25 protein-coding genes, 2 tRNA genes and 1 pseudogene are annotated in these 26,621 nt (G+C 46.0%); all 28 read left to right on the forward strand.

Translation table 11 applies throughout. From position 1 onward, the window contains the following. The first annotated feature begins 322 nt into the window (after positions 1-322). The 28 genes and pseudogenes from ACQCVE_RS18740 to lysS all read left to right on the forward strand — a co-directional run bounded on the left by ACQCVE_RS18740 (position 323) and on the right by lysS (position 26,163). Positions 323-1,927 (forward strand): putative polysaccharide biosynthesis protein, encoded by a 1,605-nt coding sequence (locus ACQCVE_RS18740; RefSeq protein ID WP_426847143.1) that lies wholly within the window; start codon positions 323-325, stop codon positions 1,925-1,927. Then, on the forward strand, positions 1,924-3,387 hold the full coding sequence (gene mazG, locus ACQCVE_RS18745) for a nucleoside triphosphate pyrophosphohydrolase (protein ID WP_426863624.1): 1,464 nt from the start codon (positions 1,924-1,926) through the stop codon (positions 3,385-3,387). The genes ACQCVE_RS18740 and mazG overlap by 4 nt, the downstream gene beginning before the upstream one ends. Before the next feature lie 19 nt (positions 3,388-3,406). Continuing rightward, positions 3,407-3,683: pseudogene (locus ACQCVE_RS18750) on the forward strand (RNA-binding S4 domain-containing protein). A 144-nt stretch (positions 3,684-3,827) separates the two neighbouring features. Next, positions 3,828-4,070, forward strand: a complete 243-nt coding sequence (gene yabP, locus ACQCVE_RS18755; RefSeq protein ID WP_426847168.1) for a sporulation protein YabP — start codon at positions 3,828-3,830, stop codon at positions 4,068-4,070. Further along, positions 4,067-4,702 (forward strand): spore cortex biosynthesis protein YabQ, encoded by a 636-nt coding sequence (yabQ, locus tag ACQCVE_RS18760; protein WP_426847146.1) that lies wholly within the window; start codon positions 4,067-4,069, stop codon positions 4,700-4,702. Before yabP ends, yabQ begins: the two co-directional genes overlap by 4 nt. Positions 4,703-4,714: 12 nt before the next feature. Beyond that, entirely contained in the window at positions 4,715-5,089 is a 375-nt protein-coding gene (locus ACQCVE_RS18765) for an FtsB family cell division protein (protein ID WP_426847147.1), read from the forward strand. Between the two features lie 84 nt (positions 5,090-5,173). After that, complete coding sequence (locus ACQCVE_RS18770; protein WP_426847148.1) at positions 5,174-5,626, forward strand: S1 domain-containing RNA-binding protein; 453 nt, start codon at positions 5,174-5,176, stop codon at positions 5,624-5,626. Positions 5,627-5,865: 239 nt separating this feature from the next. Next, positions 5,866-5,942, forward strand: a tRNA-Met gene (locus ACQCVE_RS18775). A gap of 19 nt (positions 5,943-5,961) precedes the next feature. After that, positions 5,962-6,033, forward strand: a tRNA-Glu gene (locus ACQCVE_RS18780). 301 nt (positions 6,034-6,334) lie between these two features. Further along, positions 6,335-8,821: a stage II sporulation protein E gene (gene spoIIE, locus ACQCVE_RS18785; RefSeq protein ID WP_426847149.1), complete on the forward strand. Its 2,487-nt coding sequence runs from the start codon at positions 6,335-6,337 to the stop codon at positions 8,819-8,821. 79 nt (positions 8,822-8,900) lie between these two features. Further along, positions 8,901-9,638 carry a VWA domain-containing protein gene (locus tag ACQCVE_RS18790; protein ID WP_426847150.1) on the forward strand — a complete coding sequence of 246 codons (738 nt, stop codon included), beginning with the start codon at positions 8,901-8,903 and terminating at the stop codon, positions 9,636-9,638. Continuing rightward, positions 9,604-10,632 carry a protein kinase domain-containing protein gene (locus ACQCVE_RS18795; RefSeq protein WP_426847151.1) on the forward strand — a complete coding sequence of 343 codons (1,029 nt, stop codon included), beginning with the start codon at positions 9,604-9,606 and terminating at the stop codon, positions 10,630-10,632. Before ACQCVE_RS18790 ends, ACQCVE_RS18795 begins: the two co-directional genes overlap by 35 nt. Before the next feature lie 101 nt (positions 10,633-10,733). Continuing rightward, positions 10,734-12,158 (forward strand): tRNA lysidine(34) synthetase TilS, encoded by a 1,425-nt coding sequence (tilS, locus tag ACQCVE_RS18800; protein ID WP_426847152.1) that lies wholly within the window; start codon positions 10,734-10,736, stop codon positions 12,156-12,158. After that, positions 12,139-12,687, forward strand: a complete 549-nt coding sequence (hpt, locus tag ACQCVE_RS18805) for a hypoxanthine phosphoribosyltransferase (RefSeq protein ID WP_426847153.1) — start codon at positions 12,139-12,141, stop codon at positions 12,685-12,687. The genes tilS and hpt overlap by 20 nt, the downstream gene beginning before the upstream one ends. Before the next feature lie 100 nt (positions 12,688-12,787). After that, complete coding sequence (gene ftsH, locus ACQCVE_RS18810; protein ID WP_426847154.1) at positions 12,788-14,770, forward strand: ATP-dependent zinc metalloprotease FtsH; 1,983 nt, start codon at positions 12,788-12,790, stop codon at positions 14,768-14,770. A 268-nt stretch (positions 14,771-15,038) separates the two neighbouring features. Continuing rightward, a complete protein-coding gene (locus ACQCVE_RS18815) occupies positions 15,039-15,803 on the forward strand; it encodes a type III pantothenate kinase (protein ID WP_426863625.1) in 765 nt (254 codons plus the stop codon). A 43-nt stretch (positions 15,804-15,846) separates the two neighbouring features. Continuing rightward, complete coding sequence (hslO, locus tag ACQCVE_RS18820) at positions 15,847-16,722, forward strand: Hsp33 family molecular chaperone HslO (protein WP_426847156.1); 876 nt, start codon at positions 15,847-15,849, stop codon at positions 16,720-16,722. Positions 16,723-16,744: 22 nt separating this feature from the next. Further along, a complete protein-coding gene (locus ACQCVE_RS18825; protein ID WP_426863626.1) occupies positions 16,745-17,617 on the forward strand; it encodes a peptidyl-prolyl cis-trans isomerase in 873 nt (290 codons plus the stop codon). A gap of 82 nt (positions 17,618-17,699) precedes the next feature. Continuing rightward, positions 17,700-18,617: a cysteine synthase A gene (gene cysK, locus ACQCVE_RS18830; protein WP_426847158.1), complete on the forward strand. Its 918-nt coding sequence runs from the start codon at positions 17,700-17,702 to the stop codon at positions 18,615-18,617. A gap of 111 nt (positions 18,618-18,728) precedes the next feature. Further along, on the forward strand, positions 18,729-20,144 hold the full coding sequence (locus ACQCVE_RS18835; RefSeq protein WP_426863627.1) for an anthranilate synthase component I family protein: 1,416 nt from the start codon (positions 18,729-18,731) through the stop codon (positions 20,142-20,144). A 10-nt stretch (positions 20,145-20,154) separates the two neighbouring features. Then, a complete protein-coding gene (pabA, locus tag ACQCVE_RS18840) occupies positions 20,155-20,745 on the forward strand; it encodes an aminodeoxychorismate/anthranilate synthase component II (RefSeq protein ID WP_426863628.1) in 591 nt (196 codons plus the stop codon). After that, positions 20,745-21,602 (forward strand): aminodeoxychorismate lyase, encoded by an 858-nt coding sequence (pabC, locus tag ACQCVE_RS18845; RefSeq protein ID WP_426847161.1) that lies wholly within the window; start codon positions 20,745-20,747, stop codon positions 21,600-21,602. Before pabA ends, pabC begins: the two co-directional genes overlap by 1 nt. A gap of 13 nt (positions 21,603-21,615) precedes the next feature. Next, the gene (folP, locus tag ACQCVE_RS18850) at positions 21,616-22,473 is read left to right on the forward strand and encodes a dihydropteroate synthase (protein WP_426847162.1); all 858 of its coding nucleotides are present in this window, start codon (positions 21,616-21,618) and stop codon (positions 22,471-22,473) included. Beyond that, positions 22,466-22,828, forward strand: a complete 363-nt coding sequence (gene folB, locus ACQCVE_RS18855) for a dihydroneopterin aldolase (RefSeq protein ID WP_426847163.1) — start codon at positions 22,466-22,468, stop codon at positions 22,826-22,828. The genes folP and folB overlap by 8 nt, the downstream gene beginning before the upstream one ends. After that, positions 22,825-23,349 (forward strand): 2-amino-4-hydroxy-6-hydroxymethyldihydropteridine diphosphokinase, encoded by a 525-nt coding sequence (folK, locus tag ACQCVE_RS18860; RefSeq protein WP_426847164.1) that lies wholly within the window; start codon positions 22,825-22,827, stop codon positions 23,347-23,349. Before folB ends, folK begins: the two co-directional genes overlap by 4 nt. Then, a complete protein-coding gene (locus ACQCVE_RS18865; protein ID WP_426847165.1) occupies positions 23,301-23,507 on the forward strand; it encodes a helix-turn-helix domain-containing protein in 207 nt (68 codons plus the stop codon). Before folK ends, ACQCVE_RS18865 begins: the two co-directional genes overlap by 49 nt. A gap of 26 nt (positions 23,508-23,533) precedes the next feature. After that, the gene (gene dusB / locus ACQCVE_RS18870) at positions 23,534-24,535 is read left to right on the forward strand and encodes a tRNA dihydrouridine synthase DusB (RefSeq protein ID WP_426847166.1); all 1,002 of its coding nucleotides are present in this window, start codon (positions 23,534-23,536) and stop codon (positions 24,533-24,535) included. A 128-nt stretch (positions 24,536-24,663) separates the two neighbouring features. Then, positions 24,664-26,163: a lysine--tRNA ligase gene (gene lysS / locus ACQCVE_RS18875; protein ID WP_426847167.1), complete on the forward strand. Its 1,500-nt coding sequence runs from the start codon at positions 24,664-24,666 to the stop codon at positions 26,161-26,163. The last annotated feature ends 458 nt before the right edge of the window (positions 26,164-26,621 follow it).

The raw sequence follows: 26,621 nt of genomic DNA on the forward strand, positions 1-26,621 counted from the left end.
GCGGGTCAGTTCTGTGTTGCGGCAGGATGCCGCGGTTTTAACAGAACTTCCTTAAGAAGCGCCTCTCGGTCGAAAGCTCCACCGTCTGTCGGGGCTAAGCAAGCGCCCTCCGACTCAACCCACATTTCCGTTCAGGTACCGGGCTGGCGCTCTGGATCCAGCTCCGGGCGCTAGCCCCTCGAGGTCATAAGCCCCTTTTCCTGCGGAAGGAAAGATCACCTTCCTCCGGAAAATGGTCTTATGCTTGTCGGGGCTGAACAAGCGCCCTCCGCTTTTCATGTGATATAATATCTTCGTTAGTTGATGTGGAAGGAGAATGGGGATGGCGGTGCCGTCTAGAAAGAGTGTGATTTGGCAGGGTGCTTTTGTGTTGACGCTTGCCGGATTGCTAACAAAAATTATGAGCGCAGCCTATCGGGTGCCCTATCAGAATATTGTCGGTGATATAGGCTTTTACATATATCAGCAGGTGTATCCGCTTTACGGGATTTCCATCATGCTGGCTACTTCAGGCTTCCCAGTGATTGTTTCTAAGTTATTTGCCGAATATGGGGAAGGTCTCAACCCGGCTGATTTGCGGAAAATTTGGAGGGTGAGCAGCTTATTCCTCGTTTTTGCAGGTCTTTTAAGTTTTCTTGTCCTTTATACAGGGGCTGAGCGCATTGCCGGAATGATGGGCGATATGCATTTAAAGCCTCTGATCGAAATTGTTTCTTTTTCCTTTTTGCTAGTTCCCTTTATCTCGGTTTTAAGAGGATATTTCCAGGGGATGCATCATATGTTTCCGACGGCTCTTTCACAGGTGATTGAGCAGGCATTCCGGGTAGTGACCATTATTGGGATTGCCTACATCCTTTTAAAAAATGGGAGTAATTTATATGAAGCGGGGCAAGGGGCTCTTTTTGGGTCTCTGACTGGCGGTGCAGCAGCATTAATTGTTTTGGCGGTCTACTGGTTCAGGCGTGATCAGCGGGAGCTGAATGGCCCGGTGATGCCATCTTCTATTCGGACGATGGATTTGATTAAGGATCTGGTCCTGTTTACATTTACCATCTGCGTAAGCAGCGTTTTGCTTATTTTAATTCAGCTTGTCGATGCGCTTCAGCTCTTTTCTATGCTGACTGAAAAAGGGATGGATCCAACGGCAGCTAAAATTGCAAAAGGAATTTATGACCGGGGGCAGCCGCTCATCCAGCTTGGAACGGTTGTGGCGACCTCTTTATCCTTGTCGCTCGTCCCGCTTATATCCAGTGCAAAAAGGAGAAACGACGAAAAATTTATTAAAGATAAAATTAATTTGTCCATAAAGGTTTGTCTGGCTGTTGGGGCTGCTGCTACAGCAGGTCTCATTGGAATCGTGGAAGAAACAAATATTATGCTGTTCCGGAACAATTACGGATCTGACATTTTAGGCATTCTGAGTCTGTCAATCCTGTTTACCTCACTATCCATGACGATAGCAGCCATCCTTCAAGGGCTGAATGAAACGATTTATCCTGCCGTTTCCGTTATTGCAGGGGTTGCAGTAAAGATTATGCTGAATACAGCGCTTATCCCCCGCTATGAAGCAGATGGAGCCGCTGTTGCATCGGTGGCGGCGTTTTTTACGGTAGCAGTGTTAAATGTAATGTTTCTTAGGAAAAAACAATACAAACTTTACGAGTACGGGAGTGTGCTCAAAATTGCCCTCGCCTCCCTTTTAATGTTCGCTGTTTTAAAAGGGTATATGGCAGGGTTTGAGTGGGCGTTCGGACGGAACAGAACACTCGCTTCCATTGAAGCGCTCACGGCTGTTGCTGTTGGAGGAGCCATCTACGTGATAGCGATTATTAAGCTCCGCGTATTTAACGATGATGAACTTAATATCGTTCCATTCGGGACAAAAATCAGGCTTTGGTCGCAGAAAAAAAGGGATGTGAAAAAATGAATACCATTCATATTGCAGGCCTTGGGGCAGGGGACATCGAACAGCTGCCGCTCGGCATATACCGTCTTCTCCAATCATCAGACCGGCTGTATGTCCGGACGATGGATCATCCGGTATTGGAAGAGATGAAGGGTGAAATGAATATAACCGGATCATTCGATGATATTTATAGGAAACATCATGAATTTGAAAAGGTATATGAAGAAATTGCTTCCCTTCTGATGGAGGAGGCAAAGAAAGGCGACGTTGTCTACGCTGTACCCGGACATCCGATGGTAGCAGAAAAAACGGTCCAAATTCTGCTTGATCAGGCAGAACAGGGGACGGTTGAAGTTCGTGTCGCTGGTGGACAAAGCTTTCTGGATGCATCATTCGCTGCCTTAAAAATCGATCCAATTGACGGTTTTCAATTGGCTGACGCCTTGACTGTCAGACGGGGTGATTTAAATTTTCAGCAGCATATCGTGCTGTGCCAGATGTATGACCGGATGGTGGCCTCGGAGGTCAAGCTCACATTAATGGAGGAGCTTCCCTTTGACTATGAAGTATATATTGTAACGGCAGCGGGGAGCAGGCACGAAAAGATAGTAAAGGTTCCGCTTTTTGAGGTGGACCGTGCCTCATCCCTATCCAACCTAACGAGTCTTTACATCCCGCCTGTGGAGGACGAGAAGCTTCTCTACCACCGGTTTGATGCATTCAGAGGGATCATTGCTGCTTTGAGGGGACCGGGCGGATGTCCCTGGGATCAGAAGCAGACCTTCCATTCTTTGAAGAAATACTTAATCGAAGAATGCTATGAGCTGCTCGATGCCATCGAGTCTGATGATGTTGATCATATGATAGAGGAAATGGGAGACGTGCTTCTTCAGGTTGTGCTTCAGGCACAAATCGGAGAGGATGAAGGGCTGTTTACCATTGACGAAGTGATTCGGACGATTTCCGAAAAAATGATCCGTCGCCACCCGCATGTCTTTGGCGACAGGACTGCTGAGACGGCAGAGCAAGTCGTGGCAAACTGGGAAGAAATTAAGAAGCAGGAAGGAAAAGCGGCTAAGGAATCCCTGCTTGACTCTGTTCCTTCAGCATTGCCTGCCCTGTCCAAAGCCTTTCAGCTTCAGAAAAAAGCAGCGAAGGCAGGATTTGACTGGGAGCAGGCAGAGGATGCCTGGCTAAAGGTGAAAGAAGAGCTTCTTGAATTTGAGGAAGAGCTGAAAAGCCGGCCTTATGAAAACAACAGGGATCTGTTAAAGGAATTCGGAGACCTGCTTTTTGCTCTCGTCAATATTAGCCGGTTCCTGAAAATAGAGCCGGAAGAAGCATTGGCAGCGACGAATCAAAAATTTACTTTCCGGTTCAGGCACATAGAGAAAAGAGCCAATGAGAATCAGGAAAAGCTGGAAGAATTAACGCTTGAAGAAATGGATCGCTACTGGAATGAAGCGAAAGAATTGGAATAGATAGAAAGAAGGGGCTTATATGAGACTTGATAAATTTCTGAAGGTGTCAAGACTGATTAAACGGCGGACACTTGCAAAAGAAGTAGCTGATCAGGGGCGCATTGAGATCAACGGAACCGCAGCCAAAGCAAGCTCAACCGTTAAAGAAGGCGATGAGATGGTCATCCGCTTTGGCCATCCGCTTTGGCCAAAAACGTGTCACGGTGAGAGTGGACCACTTGAAGGAAACCACAAAAAAAGAAGCAGCCGCTGAAATGTATACGATCATTAAAGAAGAAAAACTCGGCGAAAACTGATTCTGACCAGAGGGCTTGTTCTTTTTCCCCAAATCCGTTCATAGATATGAATAAAACATTTATGAGACGGGGGGAAAGAGCGTGAATTACTATCAGCAAAATCAGCCTCAAAACAAAACCTTGCCCGAAGAGCACGATTTAATTATGAAAGGCAGGAAGCTGCTTGATATCACAGGAGTCAAGGAAGTGGAAAGCTTTGATAATGAAGAGTTTCTTCTGGACACCGTCATGGGAGCTCTTGCAATAAAAGGGGAAAACCTTCAAATGCAAAACCTCGATGTGGATAAAGGGATCGTATCCATTAAGGGGCGCATTCTGGATATTGTTTATCTGGATGAACAGCATACGGAGAAAGCTAAAGGATTCTTTAGCAAGCTGTTTAAATGAGCTTGACGGTCCAGTTTTACACCATGTTTGCTATGGCAGGGATGGGCGCGTGGCTTGGAGCGGCACTGGATACGTACCGGAGATTTCTAGTCCGTTCCAAGCAGGCGGGCTGGATTGTTTTCTTTCACGATCTGGCCTTCTGGCTGCTCCAAAGCGCTCTTTTTTTCTATGTCCTGCTTCTGGTTAATGAAGGGGAATTGCGGCTGTATATGTTTTTAGCAATATTATGCGGTTTTGCTGCTTATCAAAGCATGCTGAAGGGTATATATCTTTCAGTCCTGAATTTTTGCATTAAAATGGCCATGATGATCGGCAGGTTCCTTGGCGGCATCTTCCGCTATGTCATCATTAAGCCGATAAAAGGATTGTTGATCGCGGTAATGGCGATCCTCACCGGTCTTCTGAATATTTTTTTCAAAATAGTAAAATGGGCATTTCTTTTTATTTGGGGAGCCGTTAAAATCATAGTAGCACCTTTTCGCTGGGTATTGATGCTCATGTGGGGGATGCTCCCTAAGTTTTTGAGAACATTTTTATCGGGAATACTTTTAAAATCAGAAGGAATTATCAGCCGGGGCAAGAACTTATTGTTAAGTGCAAAGAAATGGATAAAACGAATCACTGGAAAGTGAGGGAGCGTATAAATGACAGCAGAACGAAGCCGGAAAGTGACTCAGCTTCAATCCCAATACATGCAGCAGCAGGAACGAAACGATCAAATTTTAAAACGCAGAAAAAGAGGACTTTACCGCCGTTTAACGGTTTTCGGAGGCATCGCACTGATCTTTGCCGTATTTATCATTTCCGGGATGATCAGCCAGTCGGCTTCCCTTTCCGAGCAGGCGGAGCAAAAGGACAAGCTTAAAAGTGAGCTGAACGATCTCAATAAAGAGCAGAAAATTCTGGAAGAGGAAATCGTTAAGCTGAATGATGACGAGTACATTGCTGAACTGGCTCGCAGAGAACTGTACCTTTCAAAAGAGAACGAAACCATTTTCAGTTCCCCGGAGAAAAAATAGCCTTTATTGACACTATGTTTTTAGATTGGGTATAATTAAAGAAATGATGATTTTTTTATCAGTTTAAGGAGGAGCATTTTTTTTATGTCCATTGAAGTAGGCAGCAAGTTACAAGGTAAAGTAACTGGCATTACGAATTTCGGAGCCTTTGTTGAGCTTCCGGGAGGTTCTACGGGTCTTGTTCATATAAGCGAAGTAGCCGATAATTACGTGAAAGACATTAACGACCATCTAAAAGTAGGTGACATGGTAGAAGTAAAAGTCATCAACGTTGAGAAAGATGGAAAAATCGGACTATCGATCAAAAAAGCCATTGACCGTCCAGACCGTCCAGAACGTCCTGAACGACCTCGCCAGGACCGTCCGCGCCAAGACCGTCCGCAACGCGGAGGTGGAGGAGGAAGAAACGATTTCCGTCCTAAAGAAAATTTTGAACAAAAGATGAGCCGTTTCCTTAAGGACAGTGAAGACCGTTTATCATCTCTCAAAAGAAACACAGAATCTAAACGAGGCGGACGCGGAGCAAGAAGAGGCTGACTTGCTGCTGTCAACATAGATAAAACACTCCTTAAGGGGTGTTTTTTTACGGTTTCTGAGCTGTTTTAAAGGTTCTTTGGCCAGCTTTTGATAAATAAAAGCCCGTCTGGAGAAAAATTTTAAATAGTACTTGACTGGAAACCTAAAGCTTTGTATTATAGAACTTGTGCTTCATAGGACAGCAAGCCTGTCTGAAAGCGGCACAGGCGCACGGCCACGGCAGGCCGGGCATTAAATTTGGCGGTGTAGCTCAGCTGGCTAGAGCGTACGGTTCATACCCGTGAGGTCGGGGGTTCGATCCCCTCCGCCGCTACCATCTTTAATTCATTTCATAAGGCCCGTTGGTCAAGCGGTTAAGACACCGCCCTTTCACGGCGGTAACACGGGTTCGAATCCCGTACGGGTCATCCTTGCAGAAAACTTCCCTTTGGAAGTTTTTTTTCGTTTCACGCATGTCACGCACCATCTCCGCATACCCCCCTGGTTCACACTTTATTCAAATTAATTTTCAGTCTTTTCTACAGGTTCATTTAAAACCCGTCAGCAGTTTTACAATTCTTTCATAAATGCTGTGGGATTCGCTCACAATCTTGACAGAGCAAGCCGAAACAGTCGAACACTTCTAAGGCCAAGCACCCTTGTTTTGACAAAATCTATTTTTTGCGTCCGCTATAATGACCTCAATGAACCGATTTGGGGGAATGTTAAATGGAAAAAGCAGAAAGAAGAATAATTGAACCGATTACAGGAGCAGCGTTTGAGAAAACACAGCATGCTATTCATAAATCCGCGAAGAGAGCGGGGACTTACTTTCATTCTTTACTGTTTCATAAAGGACTTTTATATATGTGCATCGGGTTTTTGCTGGGACGGGCCATTATCCTGACGGAGATCCTCCCATTTGCTCTTCCGTTCTTCGGTGTTCTGTTCTTAATGAAGAAGGACAAGGCACTGATCGGTGCGTTATCGCTGGCTGCGGGAGGCCTGACGATTTCACTGGAAACCTCCCTTATCATAACAAGCCATCTGCTGCTCTTCTTATTTCTGCAAAAAGCCGGCGCCTTTATATTTAAGGACAGGGTAAGAACACTGCCATTTATCATCCTGCTCTCGGCAGCAGGGACGAGGCTTGCCTACACGTACATCCTGTACGGATCGCTATCCTCCTACGATGCCATGATGGCCGGGGTAGAAGCAGGTTTGGCATTTATCCTCACCCTGATTTTCCTGCAGAGCATTCCTTTAATAGCGAGTCCGAAATACAAGCAGTCGCTGAAATCAGAAGAAATTATCTGCCTAATGATCCTGATTGCATCTGTGATGACAGGCCTTACCGGCGTTTCCTACATGGAGGTAAAGGCAGAACATGTCTTTTCGAGATATATGGTGCTCCTGTTCGCTTTTATCGGAGGCTCGAGCATCGGATGCACGGTCGGGGTGGTAACCGGTTTAATTTTAAGCCTGGCGAACGTCGGAAATCTCTATCAGATGAGCCTTTTGGCCTTCTCGGGATTGCTTGGAGGCCTGCTGAAGGAAGGCCAGAAAATAGGGGCAGCTGCAGGACTGCTCATTGGCTCGATGCTGCTGTCCCTTTATGGGGGTGGGACGGGAAGTCTCGTTTCGACCATGGTGGAATCCATGGCGGCAATCATGCTGTTCTTCCTTACGCCGAAAGGGATCACCGCAAGCCTCGCAAAGCACATACCCGGTACAAACGAGCATGCAGTTGAGCAGCAGCTGTACGCGACACGAATCAGGGATGTTACGGCCCATAGGGTCGATCAGTTTTCAGGAGTGTTTGAGGCCCTTTCGCAAAGCTTTCATGCTTTTTATGAAAAGGGGGAATCCGATGCATCACGGGAAACGGATCTATTTTTAAGCACGATCACTGAAAAAACATGCCACCATTGCTATAAAAAAGAAAAATGCTGGGTTAATCACTTTCAAACAACCTATGATCTCATGACACAAATTACAAATGAAACAAGCGCAGATACCTACCATGTAAACCGGAAGCTGAAAAAGGAATTCCATAACCACTGCTCCAAGGCCAGGCAGGTTGAAGTGGCCATTGAACAGGAGCTGAACGAATTTAAAGCCAATCAAAAATTGAATCGGCAAGTTCAGGAGAGCCGCAAGCTGGTCGCAGAGCAGCTCCTTGGGGTATCCAACGTAATGAAAGACTTTTCCCGGGAAATCAGGAGGGAAAGGGAAAATCATTTCTTGCTAGAAGAGCAAATTCTGGACGCTCTCCAGAACTTCGGAATGGAAATCGGACATGTTGAAATATACAGCTTGGAGCAGGGGAATATTGACATGGAAATGTCAATTCCGTTTTGCCAGGGCCATGGCGAATGCGAAAAAATCATTGCTCCAATGCTTTCAGATATATTGGAAGAGCAGGTCATCGTAAAGCATGAAGAGTGCGGCCTGTATCCTAACGGTTTTTGTCACGTATCATTCGGTTCGGCGAAAAGCTTTAAAGTAGAAACCGGTGCGGCGCATGCGGCAAAAGGAGGAGGGCTTGTTTCAGGAGACAGTTATTCTATGATTGACCTGGGGGTGGGAAAATATGCCATTGCCATAAGTGATGGGATGGGAAATGGGGCCAGAGCCCAATTCGAAAGCAATGAAACCATTAAACTTCTTGAGAAGATCCTGCAATCGGGAATTAATGAAAAAGTGGCGATTAAAACCGTCAACTCCATTCTTTCCCTGCGAACGACAGATGAAGTGTATTCCACCCTTGATCTGGCCATTGTAGATTTGCAGGACGCCATGTGCAAATTTTTAAAAATCGGCTCCACGCCAAGCTTTATCAAACGGGGGGATAAAGTCATAAAAATACAGGCGAGCAATTTGCCGATCGGTATTATTGATGAATTCGAAGTGGATGCCGTTGGCGAGCAGCTTAAAGCAGGAGATTTGCTCATCATGATGAGCGACGGGATTTTTGAAGGACCTAAGCATGTAGAAAACCATGATATTTGGATGAAGAGAAAGATATCGGAGCTGGAAACAAATGATCCCCAGGAGGTGGCGGATCTGATTATGGAGGAGGTCATTAGGACCCGTTCCGGAAAAATTGACGATGATATGACGATCATCGCTGCTAAAGTTGACCATAACACTCCAAAATGGGCGGCAATTCCAACAAACCGCTATTTCCAAAAGGAAAAACAGAGTGTTTCATAAATTATAAAATTTCATAGTATGAAAATCCTCCTGCTGTGGCAAGGCTGATAGTAATCAGCACGATTAGGAGGGGAAAGAATTGAATAGAGGACGGCTAAAACAGATCCTGCTCATCACTGACGGTTGTTCCAATCATGGAGAGGACCCGGTCGCAATGGCAGCGTATGCCAACGAGCAAGGGATCACGGTTAATGTAATCGGAGTGGTGGATGAAAAGGTGATTGATGAAGCGGCTATGAGAGAGATTGAGAGTATCGCAGCTTCCGGCGGCGGAGTCAGCCAGACAGTTTATGCGCAAACCCTTTCTCAAACCGTACAAATGGTCACCAGAAAGGCCATGACACAAACCATACAGGGAGTGGTTAACAAAGAGCTTCAGCAAATCCTTGGGAAAAAGGTATCGATGGAAGAGCTGCCGCCTGATAAAAGGGGGGAAGTGCTTGAAGTGGTAGATGAGCTTGGGGAAACCATGCATTTAGAGATGGTCATCATGGTCGATGTAAGTGCGAGCATGACGCCTAAGCTTCCTACGGTAAAGGAGGCATTGCTGGACTTGTCGATCAGCTTGAATTCAAGGATAGGAGAAAATGAATTTACGGTTTGTGTATTTCCCGGGAAACGGGCAGATGCAGAAAAGGTCATCGACTGGACGCCGCGTCTGGAGTCCATATCCTCCATCTTTTCAAAGCTATCTGCTGGAGGACTCACTCCAACTGGACCGGCAATCCGGGAAGGAGCTGCTCTTTTCAGCAAAAAGAGGAGCAGCCGGAAGGATCTGCTGGATGATGAGGAGTATCGCTATGAAGGGGGCCGATAACGTCCTCCCCGGCACAAAGATTAAAGGCAAGTGGCATCAGAACGAGTACACCGTGATAAAATCTCTCGGAAAAGGAGCGAATGGAACGGTCTATTTGGTTCAAAGCGGCAGAGGGCTTGCAGCGCTGAAGCTTAGCGGCAACAGTATGTCCATTACGTCTGAAGTGAATGTGCTGAAGCACTTTTCAAAGGTCCAGGGGAAAAGCCTTGGGCCTCATTTATTTGATACGGACGACTGGGAGCGGGGAGGGGGACAGCCGCTGCCTTCCTTTTATGTAATGGAGTATATAAAAGGGGTTCCGTTTCTGGACTTTGTAAAAACAAGAGGGCATGAATGGGTCCCGGTTCTTCTTTTGCAGCTTCTTGGAAGCTTATCCAACCTGCATGCTGCGGGGTGGGTATTTGGGGATTTAAAGCCGGAGAATCTTATAGTGGCGGATTCACCTGTCACTGTCAAAATCATCGACGTTGGAGGGACTACCGGAATTGGCCGTTCAATTAAAGAATATACGGAGTTTTTTGACAGAGGCTACTGGGGAATGGGAAGCCGGAAAGCGGATCCTGCCTATGATCTTTTTGCCTGCGCTATGATCGCGATACATGCAGCATGCGGGAGCCGGTTTGTAAAAAACGGGGACGGCAAGGAGCTTTTGTACAGCAAGATCGAGAGTGTTCCGCTGCTGTATAAGCAAAGGCATGTACTAAAGAAAGCGCTGAACGGACAGTACAGCCGGGCTGATGAAATGAAACACGATCTGCTTCAATGCCTGGCAGTCCAGGATACCCAGCCTGCCGGCAAAAGAAATCACCGCAGGCAGTCCGGAAAAACGCCGCCTGTTCAGACCAAGGCGGCATCAAGGAAAGGGAAGAAAAGAGGCGCTGCCGGTGTTCAAAGAAGGTCCCGGCATCAGAGCGGATGGATGGACACGTTTATCGTCCTAAGCGGTGTCTTTATTTTATATGCTCTTTACATTTATCATTTTCTGCTTCCTTAAAAAAGGTGATTTTGTGAACAAAAGGTGGGGTTTTTGCCGTCATCCGAATAAAAATGGTACGATAAGTACAGCTTTAATCTGCCAGTAAATGAGGGAAAAACGTGGTACCCTTTATGCCGTTTGTAAAAAAACATCAGCTGATTGAACCTTCCTCTGCCATAATGGCAGGTGTATCAGGAGGACCTGACTCTCTAAGTCTGCTTCATATGCTAATGCAAATTCGAAAAGAGTGGAACCTTCGCATTGTGGTCCTGCACGTTGATCATATGTTCAGAGGAAAAGAATCGGAAGAGGAAATGAAATTTGTCCAATCCTTTTGCGAAAAACACGGAATCCTGTGTGAAAGCAGGCAAATCGATGCCGGAGCCTATGCAAAGGCTCATCACATGAGCTTCCAGGAGGCGGCTCGGGCCTGCAGGTATCGGTTTTTTTCTGACATGATGAAAAAACACGCGTGCCGCACGCTTGCCCTGGGTCATCATGGGGATGATCAAATTGAAACGATATTAATGAGGCTCGTCCGCGGCGGCAAGGGAACCGCCCTGGCAGGAATTCAGCCAAAACGGGAATTTTCCGGAGGGCAAATCATCCGCCCGCTGCTCGGTTTGACAAAACAGGAAATTCTGGACTATTGCAGGATTCATGATTTACAGCCCCGGCTGGATCCCAGCAATGAAAAAGATACCTATACAAGAAACCGGTTCAGAAAACGGGTGCTCCCATTCCTTAAAGAAGAAAACCCTCAAGTGCACGAAAAATTCCAGTCTTTCAGCGAGAATCTGACAGAAGACGAACGGTTTTTGCAGGAATTAACGGAGCAGGAGATGAATACAGTATGGAGAAGCAGCGGAGAATTTGCCGAGCTTCAAATCGATATGCTTAAAAGGTTGCCTTTACCTTTACAAAGGAGAGGGATTCAACTAATATTAAACTATCTTTACAAAAGTGTTCCGTCTTCATTATCATCCATACATACAGAAAGCGTTCTATCTTTGCTTTCCCAATCACATCCTTCCGGCTCACTCCATCTTCCACATGGTTTAAAGGCAGTTAAATCCTATAATCTATGCATGTTTACTTTTGAACATGAAGATCCGGAGCCCTATCATCTGCTGCTTCCTGTTCCGGGCAGCCTTGAGCTTCCGTCCGGCGGCTGGATCATGGCAGAGGTGATAACGGAAAAGCCGGCAGAGGCAATGGGACAGCACAGCCTTCTGGTCAGGCTGGATCGCATCCGGCTGCCGCTTGCAGTGCGCTCCCGCCAAAACGGGGACAAACTTAAAGTTAAAGGCATGAATGGATCAAAAAAGGTCAAAGATATATTTATTGACAAAAAGATCGCAATTGAAGCCAGAAATCAATGGCCGATTCTTGAAGACGCGGACGGTACGGTTTTATGGCTGCCGGGTTTGGCCAAAACAGCCTTGGAGGAAAATGATTGGTCTGAGGGCGAATTCATTTTTTTACACTATCATCGACATGGATCATCTAGGGGGCAAAACACGAATGATGAAACAGGACATTGAAAAAATTTTGGTTTCAGAAGAAGAAATACAGAAGAAAGTCAAAGAATTGGGAATACTGTTAACGGAAGAGTACAAAGAAAGCTTTCCGCTTGCCATTGGAGTATTGAAGGGTGCAATGCCGTTTATGGCAGATCTTCTCAAGCACATCGATACATATTTGGAAATGGATTTTATGGATGTTTCCAGTTACGGCACATCGACGGTTTCCTCAGGTGAAGTCAAGATTCTCAAGGATCTGGACACTTCTGTAGAGGGCAGGGACATCCTTATCATAGAAGATATTATCGACAGTGGTTTAACATTAAGCTATCTTGTGGAATTATTCAGGTATCGGAAAGCAAAATCCATTAAGATTGTAACTCTGCTGGATAAACCAAGCGGAAGAAAGGCTGATATCCAGGCAGATTACGTCGGATTTGAAGTGCCTGATGCATTTGTGGTGGGATACGGGCTTGATTACATCGAGCGCTACCGGAATCTTCCTTACATTGGAGTCTTGAAACCGCGCGTTTACCAAAATTCCAACTGAGGATTAAGGCCTGATCAAATGGCGCCATATTGTTTGTACTGGCATGATTTTCTATGATACTATTTAAACTAGTTGTGCCTACTGTGGGAGGAGGTAAGGAATGAAACGGATCTTCCGAAATACGATCTTTTATTTACTTATATTTTTGGTTGTGATCGGAATCGTTAGCACGTTTAACGGCCAAAATCCGAAAACAGAACCATTGACTTACACCGATTTCGTTTCAAAACTGGAGGCGGGAGATGTTGAAAGCATTACCGCAAAACCGGTAAGGGGTGTCTTTGAAGTTAAAGGACAGCTCGAAGGAGCGAAAGAGGATCAGTACTTTTTAACACACGTTCCAAGTGAATCAATTGATGACATTACAGCGGCAGCAAAAGAGAACCAGACGGAATTAAAAACCGAATTCCAGCCTGCTGAAGAAACAAGCGGATGGGTTACATTCTTCACTTCCATCATTCCGTTTGTCATCATCTTCATCCTGTTTTTCTTCCTGCTGAACCAGGCTCAGGGCGGCGGCAGCCGTGTCATGAACTTTGGCAAAAGCAAGGCGAAGCTCTACAGTGAAGAGAAGAAAAAGGTTAAGTTCAAGGATGTAGCCGGCGCGGATGAGGAAAAAGCGGAGCTTGTGGAAGTTGTAGACTTTCTAAAGGACCCCCGCAAGTTTTCCGAGCTTGGCGCACGCATTCCAAAAGGAGTTCTTCTTGTCGGACCTCCTGGTACAGGTAAAACCCTTCTTGCGAGAGCAGCAGCCGGAGAAGCAGGCGTTCCATTTTTCACAATAAGCGGTTCTGACTTTGTGGAAATGTTTGTCGGTGTCGGTGCTTCCCGTGTAAGAGATTTGTTTGAAAATGCCAAAAAGAATGCACCGTGTATTATCTTTATTGATGAAATCGATGCTGTTGGACGCCAGCGCGGCGCCGGACTGGGCGGAGGCCATGATGAGCGTGAGCAGACGCTGAACCAATTGCTTGTGGAAATGGATGGCTTCAGCGCCAATGAAGGTATCATCATTGTTGCTGCGACAAACCGTCCGGATATTCTTGACCCGGCTCTTCTTCGTCCGGGACGCTTTGACCGTCAGATTACGGTAGACCGTCCTGATGTCAAAGGCCGCGAGGCAGTGCTTAAAGTACATGCCCGCAACAAGCCTTTGGACGAGACCGTTGATTTGAAAGCAATCGCCATGAGAACACCAGGCTTTTCCGGAGCAGATCTTGAAAACCTTCTGAACGAGGCAGCACTTGTGGCAGCCCGTACAAACAAGAAGAAAGTGGATATGCTCGATATCGATGAAGCTACAGACCGAGTCATTGCCGGTCCGGCTAAAAAAAGCCGTGTTATTTCAGAAAAAGAACGCAACATTGTCGCTTATCATGAAGGCGGACATACGATTATCGGCCATGTGCTTGACGAGGCTGAAATGGTACATAAAGTGACCATCGTTCCCCGAGGCCAGGCTGGCGGCTATGCTGTTATGCTGCCTAAAGAGGACCGCTACTTCATGACAAAGCCGGAGCTTCTTGATAAAATTACCGGCCTTCTTGGCGGACGTGTAGCTGAGGAAATTGTATTCGGCGAAGTGAGCACCGGCGCTTCTAATGACTTCCAGAGAGCGACGGGAATTGCACGCCGCATGGTTACAGAGTTCGGGATGTCTGATAAGCTTGGTCCGCTTCAATTCGGCCAGTCCCAAGGACAGGTATTCCTTGGCAGGGATATCAACAGCGAACAAAATTACAGCGATGCGATTGCTCATGATATTGATACAGAAATTCAGAGCATCATTAAAACATCGTATGAGCGTGCCAAAACGATACTGACAGAAAATCGTGACAAGCTTGAACTGGTAGCTAAAACGCTGCTTGAAGTGGAAACACTTGATGCGAAGCAAATTAACTACTTGATTGAACACGGTAAGCTTCCTGAACGAATGGAAGAAATCGCGGAAAACAATGATTCTTCGTCAGATGTGAAAATCAATATTCAAAGAAAGACAGAAGAGCCATCTAACACAGATGATTCCGACCGTCCTGATTTGAAAAAAGATGATCCTGACCGTCCTGACCTGAAAAAAGAGTAAAGAAGAAAGCCGCATTCCTCTGGAGTGCGGCTTTTTTTTGCTGAGCGGTAAAACGTCAGCTTCAGCTGAGATGACCTGGTTATTGGCCAGCTGCCGCATTGCCCCCGATTACAGGGGCCATCCATCCGTTATATAAAAACGTTTACTCTGCATGAAGAGCCGTTCCTTATGCATGTACGTTGTCCTCCTATCCGCCATGTATTATGATAAGATGGTGGCAGAATGTTTTAAAAGGACTTAGAGAAACTATATAGAGTGGTGAAAATCGTTGATTTTAGTATTGGATGTTGGGAATACAAATACAGTAATCGGTGTCTATGAAGAAGAGGAATTGAACTATCACTGGCGGATTGAAACGAGCAGAAATAAAACCGAAGATGAATTCGGCATGCTGTTTAAGTCTCTCTTTGAGCATGTGGGAATTTCTTTTACAGATGTTAACGGGATCATTATATCGTCTGTGGTTCCACCCATCATGTTCTCGCTTGAGCGGATGTGCAAAAAATACTTTGACATAAAGCCTCTTGTCGTTGGTCCGGGCATTAAGACGGGCCTCAATATTAAGTATGAAAATCCAAGGGAAGTCGGAGCAGACCGGATTGTCAATGCGGTAGCCGGAATTCATTTATACGGCAGTCCCCTGATCATTGTGGATTTTGGAACGGCCACTACTTATTGCTATATTAACGAAGAAAAACAATACATGGGCGGTGCGATCGCCCCAGGAGTCAATATTTCTACGGAGGCGCTTTATTCAAGAGCAGCCAAACTCCCGAGAATAGAAATCGCAAGACCTGAAACGATAATCGGAAAAAATACAGTAAGTGCTATGCAGTCCGGCATCCTCTTTGGCTATGTCGGCCAGGTTGAGGGGATTGTAAGAAGAATGAAGCAGGAAACAGGTCAAGATCCAAAGGTGATTGGAACCGGAGGACTGGCAAGCCTGATAGCAAATGAATCCAGTGCCATTGATATTGTCGATCCATTTTTGACGCTGAAAGGCCTGCAGCTTATTTATGACCGCAACCATTGATTCACATACAAGAATAAGCATCTGAAGGGAGCTAAACGGATAAATGGATTACTTAGTAAAAGCACTGGCATATGACGGACAAGTCCGTGCGTATGCTGTCAAATCAACTGAAACAGCAGGAGAAGGGCAGAGAAGACATCAAACCTGGCCTACAGCATCAGCCGCGCTTGGCCGGACTCTTACGGCTGGGCTAATGCTCGGAACGATGCTCAAAGGGGAAGATAAACTGACAATCAAAGTGGAAGGGAACGGCCCCCTCGGCCCTATCCTGGTGGATGCAAATGCGAAAGGGCAGGTAAGGGGCTATGTTACTCATCCGCAAACCCATTTTGAGCTGAACAAGTTCGGCAAGCTTGACGTGGCCCGCGCGGTTGGGACAGAAGGAATGCTGACGATCGTAAAAGATATTGGCATGAGGGAGCATTTTACCGGGCAGGTTCCGCTTGTTTCAGGTGAACTGGGAGAAGACTTCACGTATTATCTCGTCTCTTCTGAGCAGGTGCCGTCCTCGGTCGGCGTTGGCGTTTTGGTCAATCCTGACAATACAATCCTTGCCGCAGGCGGATTTGTCGTGCAGCTGCTGCCGGGTGCAACAGAAGAAACGATTGCCAGCATAGAAGAGCGGCTGACCGCTATGGAGCCGATCTCCAAGCAAATCGAAAAAGGTCTTACCCCGGAAGAAATCCTGGATGTAGTACTCGGAGAAGGAAATGCCAAAATTTTAGAAACCGTGCCAGTCTCCTTTCAATGCCAATGCAGCAAAGAGCGATTTGGTTCCGCCATTATCAGCCTCGGCACGAAAGAGATTGATGAAATGATCGAAGAAGACGGACAGGCTGAAGCGCAGTGCCATTTTTGCAATGAAACGTACGTATTTTCAAAAGAAGAGCTGGAAGAATTAAAAGCAGAATCGATCTAACAGCGAACCAGGGAGTGGAGAAATGAATAAAAGAGCCCTGTGGGTAATCATTGCCGGTCTGGCGGTACTGAATGCAGCAACCCTTCTTTATTTTTCTCTTAAAGAACCAAAACCTGCTGAATCAGAAATGGCAGCCAAAATCGGAGATACTCAAATCACCCGGGAAGAATGGCTCGCGGAGCTTGAAAACAGATTTGGTAAAGACACCCTTGAGCAAATGGTGAATGCCAAAGTTGTTCAGGAGCTTTCTGAAGAGTACGGAATTAAAGCGGATGAAGAAATGGTGGAGAAAGAACTTGAAATGTTCAAAAGAACTTCGGATGTTACCAGTGAAGAAGGGCTTAAAAATGATCAGCAATGGCGTGAGCAAATCCGCTACAGCATTCTTTTGGAGGAGCTCCTGACGAAAGATGTCAATGTGGAAGAGGAAACCATTGAAGAATATTACCTTGAAAATAAAGAGCAGTATCAATTTGCCAGCGCTTATCACCTTTCGGATATCCGTGTAAAAACGAAGGCAGAGGCAGAAGAAGTCATTAAGGCACTCGACGGCGGATCAAGCTTTAATGCGCTTGCCGGAGAGTACGCTTCTGCAGGAGAACAGCATGGAGATCTTGGATTTCTATCCAAAGGGGAAGGAACTCCATTGGCAGATGAGTATACGGCAGCAGCCGAAAAAATGGAGGAAGGGTCATACAGCCAGACCCCGATTGAATCAGACGGCGGATATGCGGTTTTATTTTTAAGTGAAAAAATAGGACAAAAAACTTACTCATATGATGAAGTAAAAGATCAAATCAGACGCCAGCTTGCCCTTGAGCAGATGGAAGGAACCGTCTCTGTAAAGCCCCTCTGGGAGGAAGCGGAGACAGAATGGTTTTATGGTACTAAATAGGCAAAATGATTGACAATTCCGAATTGTATTGTTACCTTTTTATTAAACCAATAAAAATACTCGGAATAGAGGTGCTTTCAGAATGCGTGTAGCAAATTCCATCCATGAATTAATCGGGGAAACTCCTATTGTTAAACTCAACAAAATCGTTGAAGATGATTATGCAGACGTTTACCTAAAGCTTGAATTTATGAATCCCGGCAGCAGTGTAAAAGACCGGATAGCTCTGGCGATGATTGAAGCGGCTGAAAAGAATGGCAGTTTGAAGCCGGGTGACACACTCATTGAGCCGACGAGCGGGAACACTGGGATTGGCCTGGCGATGGTAGCGGCAGCAAAAGGAATCAATGCCATCCTTGTCATGCCGGATACGATGAGTATGGAACGCCGTAATCTTTTGCGTGCATACGGTGCAGAGCTTGTGCTGACTCCCGGAGCCGAAGGAATGGGAGGCGCCATCCGCAAAGCTGAAGAGCTTTCCAAAGAGCATGGCTATTTCATGCCGCAGCAATTTAAAAACGAAGCAAACCCTGAGGTTCACCGCTTAACAACAGGTCCTGAAATTGTCCGCCAGATGGACCAGCTGGATGCTTTTATTTCCGGAATAGGAACGGGCGGAACGATTACGGGAGCCGGGGAAGTATTGAAGGAGCATTTCCCGGGCATTAAAATTTATGCTGTTGAACCATCTGATTCACCTGTTCTTTCCGGAGGGAAGCCAGGGCCGCACAAAATTCAGGGAATTGGAGCAGGGTTTGTTCCGGATATTTTGAATACCGGCCTTTACGATGAGGTCATTGGCGTGAAAAACGAGGATGCCTTTGAATATGCCCGTCTTGCTGCAAAGCATGAAGGGGTTCTTGGAGGAATCTCGTCCGGAGCGGCCATTTGTGCAGCGTTAAAAGTGGCGAAGGAGCTTGGCAAGGGCAAAAAAGTGCTTGCGATCATTCCAAGCAACGGAGAGCGTTACCTGAGCACACCGCTATATCAATTCGAATAAAAAGTAAAAACAGTCTCCGGACTGTTTTTATTTTGGGGGAAAACTTACAGGTAGCCTATGGAAGAGGATATCAAGTAAAATATCTGTATATGCCCTGTAGGAGTGTGTTTCATGTCAGAAACGGTTTATTATCCCTTTTATATAAAAACAAAATTAAAGCACGACTTTTTTCAAGCATACGAAATTCTCTCTTCCGATGCTGATTATCATGCCATTCTTGAAAGCGGAAGAGGCGGAAGATACAGCATTGCCGGAATGAATCCGAGTGCTGTGATTTCTGTTAAGGATAAGGAAATACTGGTTACAGAGGAAAGCGGACACCGCCGTTATCTCAACGGCCATCCGCTGGAGTGGCTGCAGCAATATATGTCTGCTGTCAGAGTGGATAGAAGTCCTGATTTGCCTGATTTCCAAAGCGGAGCGATCGGTTTTATCAGCTACGATGCAGTCCGGCATTTTGAAGCTCTCTCCACGCAAAGTGAAGATGATTTGCAGATTCCTGATTATTTCTGGATGATCTTTCGTGAATTGGCCATTCTTGATCATCAGTCGAACGAAGTGTACCTCATTGTACTTGATGAGGCAGACAATAAGGAACAGGCTCATAAACGCTTGTATGAGGCTGAGAAAAAGTGGCAGCACCCGGCTTCAGATTCGGCAAGAACGGAATATCCTCTGGAAACAGCCGATATTAAAGAGCACTTTAATCCGGAGCAATTTAAGAAGGCGGTCAAGACAATAAAAGAATATATTGCCGCCGGCGATGTTTTTCAGGTGAACCTGTCCACGCGCCAGGGAGTAAAGCTATATGATCACCCCATCAGCCTATACGAAAAGCTGAGAGCCATTAATCCATCCCCTTATATGGCCTATCTGGAAACACCTGAGTTTCAGATTGTATCAGGGTCTCCAGAGCTTCTTGTGAAAAAGAGCGGCACGGTGCTAAGCACAAGACCGATTGCCGGCACCCGCTCAAGAGGAAAGAATCATGAAGAAGACATAAAGCTTGCCAGGGAGCTGATTGATAACGAAAAAGAGAGAGCCGAGCATGTCATGCTGGTGGATCTGGAAAGAAATGATTTGGGCCGGGTTTCGAAATATGGATCCGTCCGCGTGACAGAGTTTATGGCCATTGAACGATATTCCCATGTCATGCACATCGTTTCAAACGTAGAAGGAGAACTGGCAGAGGGAAAAACTTTTTCTGACATCATCCGGGCTGTGTTCCCCGGCGGAACAATTACAGGCGCCCCAAAGGTTCGGACGATGGAGATTATTGAAGAACTGGAGCCGAAACGCCGGGGGATTTATACAGGTTCTATTGGATGGATTGATTTTAACGGCGATTTGGAGTTGAATATAGTTATCAGAACTCTTTTTGCAAAAGACGGTGCAGGCTATATACAGGCAGGAGCAGGAATTGTTATAGACTCGAATCCGGACCATGAGTACAAAGAATCTCTGAAAAAGGCAGCCGCTGTCCTGAAAGCGGCAGAGCAGAGTCAGGCAGAGCAAATGAAAGGATGAGGTGAGCAGAGTGATTTTAATGATTGATAACTATGATTCATTTACGTACAACCTTGTGCAGTACTTAGGAGAGCTTGGCGAGGAATTAGCCGTCAGGCGCAATGATGAAATTACAATACAGCAAATCCGGGAGATGAATCCGGAATTTCTTATGATTTCCCCGGGGCCGTGCAGCCCGGACGAGGCAGGAATCAGCATGGAGGCGATCCGGTCATTTGCAGGGGAAATCCCGATTTTTGGAGTCTGCCTCGGGCATCAGTCCATTGCGCAGGTCTTTGGAGGAGATGTCGTTCGGGCGGAAAGGCTCATGCATGGAAAGGTATCTGAGATTCAGCATGATGGCGAAACGATTTTCAGCGGGATTGAAAACCCGTTTTTAGCCACCCGTTACCATTCGCTGATTGTCAAAAACGAGACGCTTCCCGATTGCTTTACCGTATCGGCTAAAACGGATCAAGATGAGATCATGGCTATCCGCCATAAAACTCTTCCAATTGAAGGAGTACAGTTCCATCCGGAATCCATCATGACATCCGCCGGAAAGCTTTTACTTAAAAATTTCATCGAAACCTATAAGAAAGCAGAAAAGAGCATTTCCTAATGTTTATTTTTCTTAATTCAAAGCTGATTAAGGAAGAAGAGGCTAAAATCTCGCTCTTCGACCATGGATATATGTACGGCCTTGGTGTATTTGAAACATTCCGTGCCTGCCAGGGCCATTCTTTCTTATTAAATGATCATATGGACCGGCTTCACCGCTCACTTGCTGAGCTGGAAATCAAAGCAGACCTTGCATCAGCTGAAGTGCAGAGGATGGTTGAAGAGTTAATCGCTGCCAACGGGGTTAAAGATGGAAATGCGGCAGTGAGGCTGTCGGTATCTGCCGGGTACGGAGGCCCCGGATTTACAGATCAAATCTACACTGAACCGGTGATCTCCTGTTTTTTAAGGCCCCTTGCATCCCCGGCTGACCAAAAACAGGGACAGGTTCTAAAGCTTAAGCGAAGTACGCCTGAAGGGCCTTTCAGGATGAAGTCCAGTCATTATATGAATAATTTTCTGGCTAAGAAGGAACTGAAGGGCCATACAAATATCGAAGGCATCTTTCTTACAAAAGAAGGATACGTATGTGAGGGCATTGTATCCAATGTGTTTTGGACGAAACACGGAACCATATATACACCGGCAGCAGAGACAGGCGCATTGGATGGCATCACCCGCCAGTTTGTCCTTGCGTTATGCCGGAAGCTTGGCTTGAATTACGAAGAGGGATTTTTCCAGCTGACGGACCTGTTGTCAGCAGAGGAAGTGTTTCTGACAAATTCCGTCCAGGAAATCGTTCCGCTTTCCTCGATTGATATCCAATCATTTGCAGGTAAAGAAGGAGCGTTAACACAGAGACTAAAGGAAGAGTACTCAAAATACCGGCTTTCCCTTTGGTCAAGAGATGAGCTGTAAAGGATGAGGTCTAATGGGGTTAACGGCACTGCAGAAACAGACAAAAATGGAATGCCGCGGTTTTACATTGAATTTTAGTGAAAAAACGCTTGTTATGGGAATTTTAAATATAACTCCCGATTCGTTTTCGGACGGCGGAAAATACAACTCGCTTGATCAGGCTTTGCTCCGGGCGGAACAGCTGGTTAAAGACGGTGCGGATCTGATTGATATCGGCGGTGAGTCAACAAGGCCGGGAGCAGCTTTTATACCGGAGGAAGAAGAAATGGAACGGGTCCTTCCGGTTATTGAACGGCTGGCAAAAGAAACGGCTGTGCCGATTTCGATTGATACGTACAAAGCGCGTACAGCGAGAGAAGCCATCAAAGCGGGTGCCCATATCATCAATGATGTATGGGGTGCGAAAGCCGAACCGGATATTGCGGCGGCAGCGGCTGAATTCAACGTTCCAATCATACTTATGCATAACCGAAAAAAACGGAAGTATGAAAATTTGATTCCGGATATGATTGCCGACCTAATGGAAAGCGTAACTATAGCAAAGCAAGCGGGCGTTCAAGAGGATCAGATCATACTGGATCCGGGTATCGGGTTTGCGAAAAAATTCGAAGACAACCTTGAAGTGATGAGAAATCTGGAACTGTTTACCGGATTGGATTATCCTGTTTTGCTGGGAACATCGAGGAAGACTTTTATAGGAAAAGTGCTGGATCTGCCCCCTGAGGAAAGAATGGAAGGCACAGGGGCAACGGTGTGCATGGGCATCCAAAAGGGAATCGGAATTGTCCGGGTGCATGATGTAAAGGAAATTTCAAGAATGACCAGGATGATGGATGCCATGATGGGGAAGGGGGATTCAGCCCATGGATAAAATCTATGTTTCCGGAATGGAGTTTTACGGATATCATGGTGTATACCCGGAAGAAAACAAGCTCGGACAGCGTTTCAGAGCGGACCTTGTCATCGAACAAGACTTAAGAAAAGCCGGAGAAACCGATGAGCTTGAGCACACGGTTAACTACGCTGACCTTTATAAGATTTGCAAGCGGGTAATTGAAGGGGAACCGAAAAAGCTTGTTGAATCCCTTGCTGAAAGGATCGCATCGGATGTTCTGAATGATTTCCCCGATGTACAATCCGTCACCATTAAACTGATTAAGCCGGATCCCCCCATCCCGGGACATTATGAACATGTAGCGGTTGAAATTTCAAGAGGCCGCTCATGAACCAGGCGTATTTGGCTCTCGGCTCAAATATGGGAGACAGGGAAACGTATTTGTTGGAAGCCGTTAAACAGTTAGATGAGGATCCGGCGATTGAAGTCCGGAAGCAGTCTTCCATCTATGAAACCGCCCCGGTCGGATATACCGATCAAGGTTCATTTTTGAATATGGCGGTGGAAATATTCACCACCTGCTCCCCGGATGAATTACTGGATAAAACCCAGCATATTGAACAAATGCTTGGAAGAACGAGAGAAATCAGGTGGGGACCGCGTACTTTAGACCTTGACATTTTATTGTATAATCATGAAAATATTGAAACAGAGCGATTAACCGTTCCTCATCCAAGAATGGCGGAGCGCGCCTTTGTATTGGTTCCGCTCTATGAAATCCATTCACAGGCTACAATACCGGCAATCGAAAAGCCGATTTCAGTCATCATAGATCAACTATCAGAAAAAGAAGGGGTCAGACTATGGAAGCTGAGAAATGGGGAAGGCGGATCAGAGCCTACCGAAAGCTGAAGGGCTACACCCAAGAGAGTTTTGCAAAGGATCTAGGCATCTCGGTATCGGTTCTCGGTGAGGTTGAGAGAGGAAACCGCATGCCCGGCAACGAGTTTATTATAGAAATTGCAGCTGCGCTGAAGGTTACGGTGGAAGAACTGTCACCGAAAGAATGAAAGTTTTAATGAAAGGAGATGAACCATTGCTTAAAATCGGCAATATTGAAATGAAAAACCGCGTTGTACTGGCCCCGATGGCTGGTATCTGCAATGCTGCCTTCCGCCTTACAGTAAAGGAATTCGGTGCAGGACTTGTCTGTGCAGAAATGGTAAGCGATAAAGCCATCCTTTACAACAATGCGCGAACCATGGGAATGCTGTTTATTGATGAGCGGGAAAAGCCGCTGAGCCTTCAGATATTTGGCGGAGAAAAAGATACATTAGTGGAAGCGGCAAAATTCGTAGATCAAAATACAACTGCAGATATAATCGATATCAATATGGGATGCCCCGTACCGAAGATTGTAAAATGTGATGCGGGAGCAAGGTGGCTTCTTGATCCGGACAAAATCTATGAGATGGTATCAGCGGTTGTGGATGCTGTAGATAAGCCTGTAACCGTAAAAATGAGGACCGGCTGGGACAGCGATCATATTTTTGCTGTAGAAAATGCCCGCGCTGTAGAGCGTGCCGGGGGTCAGGCGGTTGCTGTTCACGGACGAACGCGTGTCCAAATGTATGAAGGCCAGGCAGATTGGGATATCATTAAACAAGTAAAAGAATCCGTTTCAATTCCGGTCATCGGAAATGGAGATGTCCAAACTCCCCAGGATGCGAAAAGAATGCTTGAAACCACTGGTGTCGACGGGGTAATGATCGGACGGGCTGCGCTTGGAAATCCGTGGATGATCTATCGCACTGTAAACTATCTTGAAACCGGGGAACTTGCAGAAGAACCCGCTGCAAGAGAAAAAATGGCAGTCTGCAAGCTTCACCTTGACCGTCTTATTGAACTGAAGGGCGAAAATGTCGCCGTCCGCGAAATGCGCAAGCATGCTGCATGGTATTTAAAGGGCATTCGCGGGAACGCCACCGTGCGCAACGGAGTCAATGCGTGCAATACAAGAGACGAACTGGCAAACCTGCTGGATGACTTTACTGAAGAAGTAGAATCAAGACAGGAAAACAGTGCAACCGCCGTTTAGGTACATAAGCAGGGCCTCAAGTCTAATCTGGCCCTTCTTATAAAAAACAGGTAAGCTGAGGGTTCCTGCCAGGAGAAGCGAAAAGAGCAGCAGTAAACATCAGAAATAGGATAGGAGATGAGGATTCCGTGAGTGAGCATGAATATAACCAGGAAGAATTAAATGATCAGTTAAAGGTAAGACGGGAAAAACTACATACATTAAGAGAGAAAGGCCTTGATCCGTTCGGCAAGCGCTTTGAAGCAGAGGATCAATCAGCTGCGCTTCTTGAAAAGTTTGATGAAATATCAAAGGAAGATCTTGAACAGACCGAACACCGCGCAACGATAGCGGGCCGTATTATGACTAAACGCGGAAAAGGTAAAGCAGGTTTTGCCCACATCCAGGATCTTCAAGGGCAGATACAAATCTATGTGCGTCTCGATGCAGTAGGCGAGGATCAATACGATTTGTTCAACACAGCAGACTTAGGTGATATCGTTGGAGTAACTGGTGTCATGTTTAAAACAAAGGTAGGGGAGCTCTCCGTCAAAGCGACTTCATTTGAATTGCTGACTAAATCCCTGCGTCCGCTTCCTGACAAATATCATGGACTGAAGGATATCGAGCAGCGCTACCGCCAGCGCTATCTTGATTTGATTATGAATCCCGAAAGCAAGCAGACCTTTATTTCCAGAAGCAAGATCATTCAATCTATGCGGCGCTACCTTGATGACCACGGATACCTTGAAGTGGAAACACCAACAATGCATTCAATCCCGGGTGGAGCATCCGCACGTCCGTTTATCACCCATCACAATGCTTTGGATATGCCGCTTTATATGAGAATTGCAATCGAGCTTCACTTGAAACGCCTGATTGTAGGAGGCCTGGAAAAGGTTTACGAAATCGGACGCGTATTCCGGAACGAAGGAATTTCTACCCGTCACAATCCTGAATTTACGATGATTGAGCTGTATGAGGCGTATGCCGATTACAAAGATATTATGAAACTAACTGAAAACCTGATTGCCCATATTGCAAAAGATGTCCTCGGCACGACAGTTGTTGAATACGGTGAACATAAAGTAAATCTTGAGCCGGAATGGACAAGACTTCATATGGTAGATGCGATTAAAGATGCGACAGGCGCAGACTTCTGGAAGGAAATGAGTGTAGAAGAGGCGAAAGCTCTTGCGTCAGAACACGGAGTGGACATTACTGCGCATATGACAGTTGGGCATATCATAAATGAATTTTTTGAGCAGAAAGTAGAAGAGACGCTGATACAGCCTACATTCATTTACGGCCATCCGGTAGAGATCTCTCCTTTAGCGAAGAAAAACGATGAAGACCCGCGTTTTACAGATCGTTTTGAACTGTTTATCGTTGCCCGTGAGCACGCGAATGCATTCACAGAGCTAAATGACCCAATAGACCAAAAAGAGCGTTTTGAAGGTCAGCTCAAAGAGCGCGAACAAGGAAACGACGAGGCACATATGATGGACGAAGATTTCATTGAAGCACTCGAGTACGGAATGCCTCCTACCGGAGGGCTCGGAATTGGAATAGACCGGATCGTTATGCTTCTTACGAACTCAGCATCCATCCGTGACGTCCTTTTATTCCCGCAAATGAGACATCGCTGAGAAATGAAAGAAAGCCGGATCTTTTGATCCGGCTTTCTTTTTATGAACCCTGTCAGGCGAATAGGTTCATTCCTTTATCACAGTCAGGTTTATTGAGAGCCTCGGTCTCGCTCAGGGAGGCGATCTTACCGGCAGTCCTTAAGAATGCAGCCTTCTTGCCTGTTAGAAAAATAATATCCTCTTTCTATAAAAAAACTATTGCACTGTGCTGATCAGGATGGTATATTAATATTCGTTGCTGCAAAAAGCAGTCACAAGCCGGAAACAAAGATGAAAAAAGTTGTTGACATCTTATCGGCTGAATGGTATTATAATAAAGCTTCACTTTTACAAATGATCTTTGAAAACTAAACAAATCGAAGTGCCAACGTTAATTCTAAAGTTTTAAACAAGAGCTAGTCAAACTACTTTTTGGAGAGTTTGATCCTGGCTCAGGACGAACGCTGGCGGCGTGCCTA

The organism is Metabacillus sp. 113a (assembly GCF_050107635.1).
GTDB lineage: Bacteria > Bacillota > Bacilli > Bacillales > Bacillaceae > Metabacillus_B.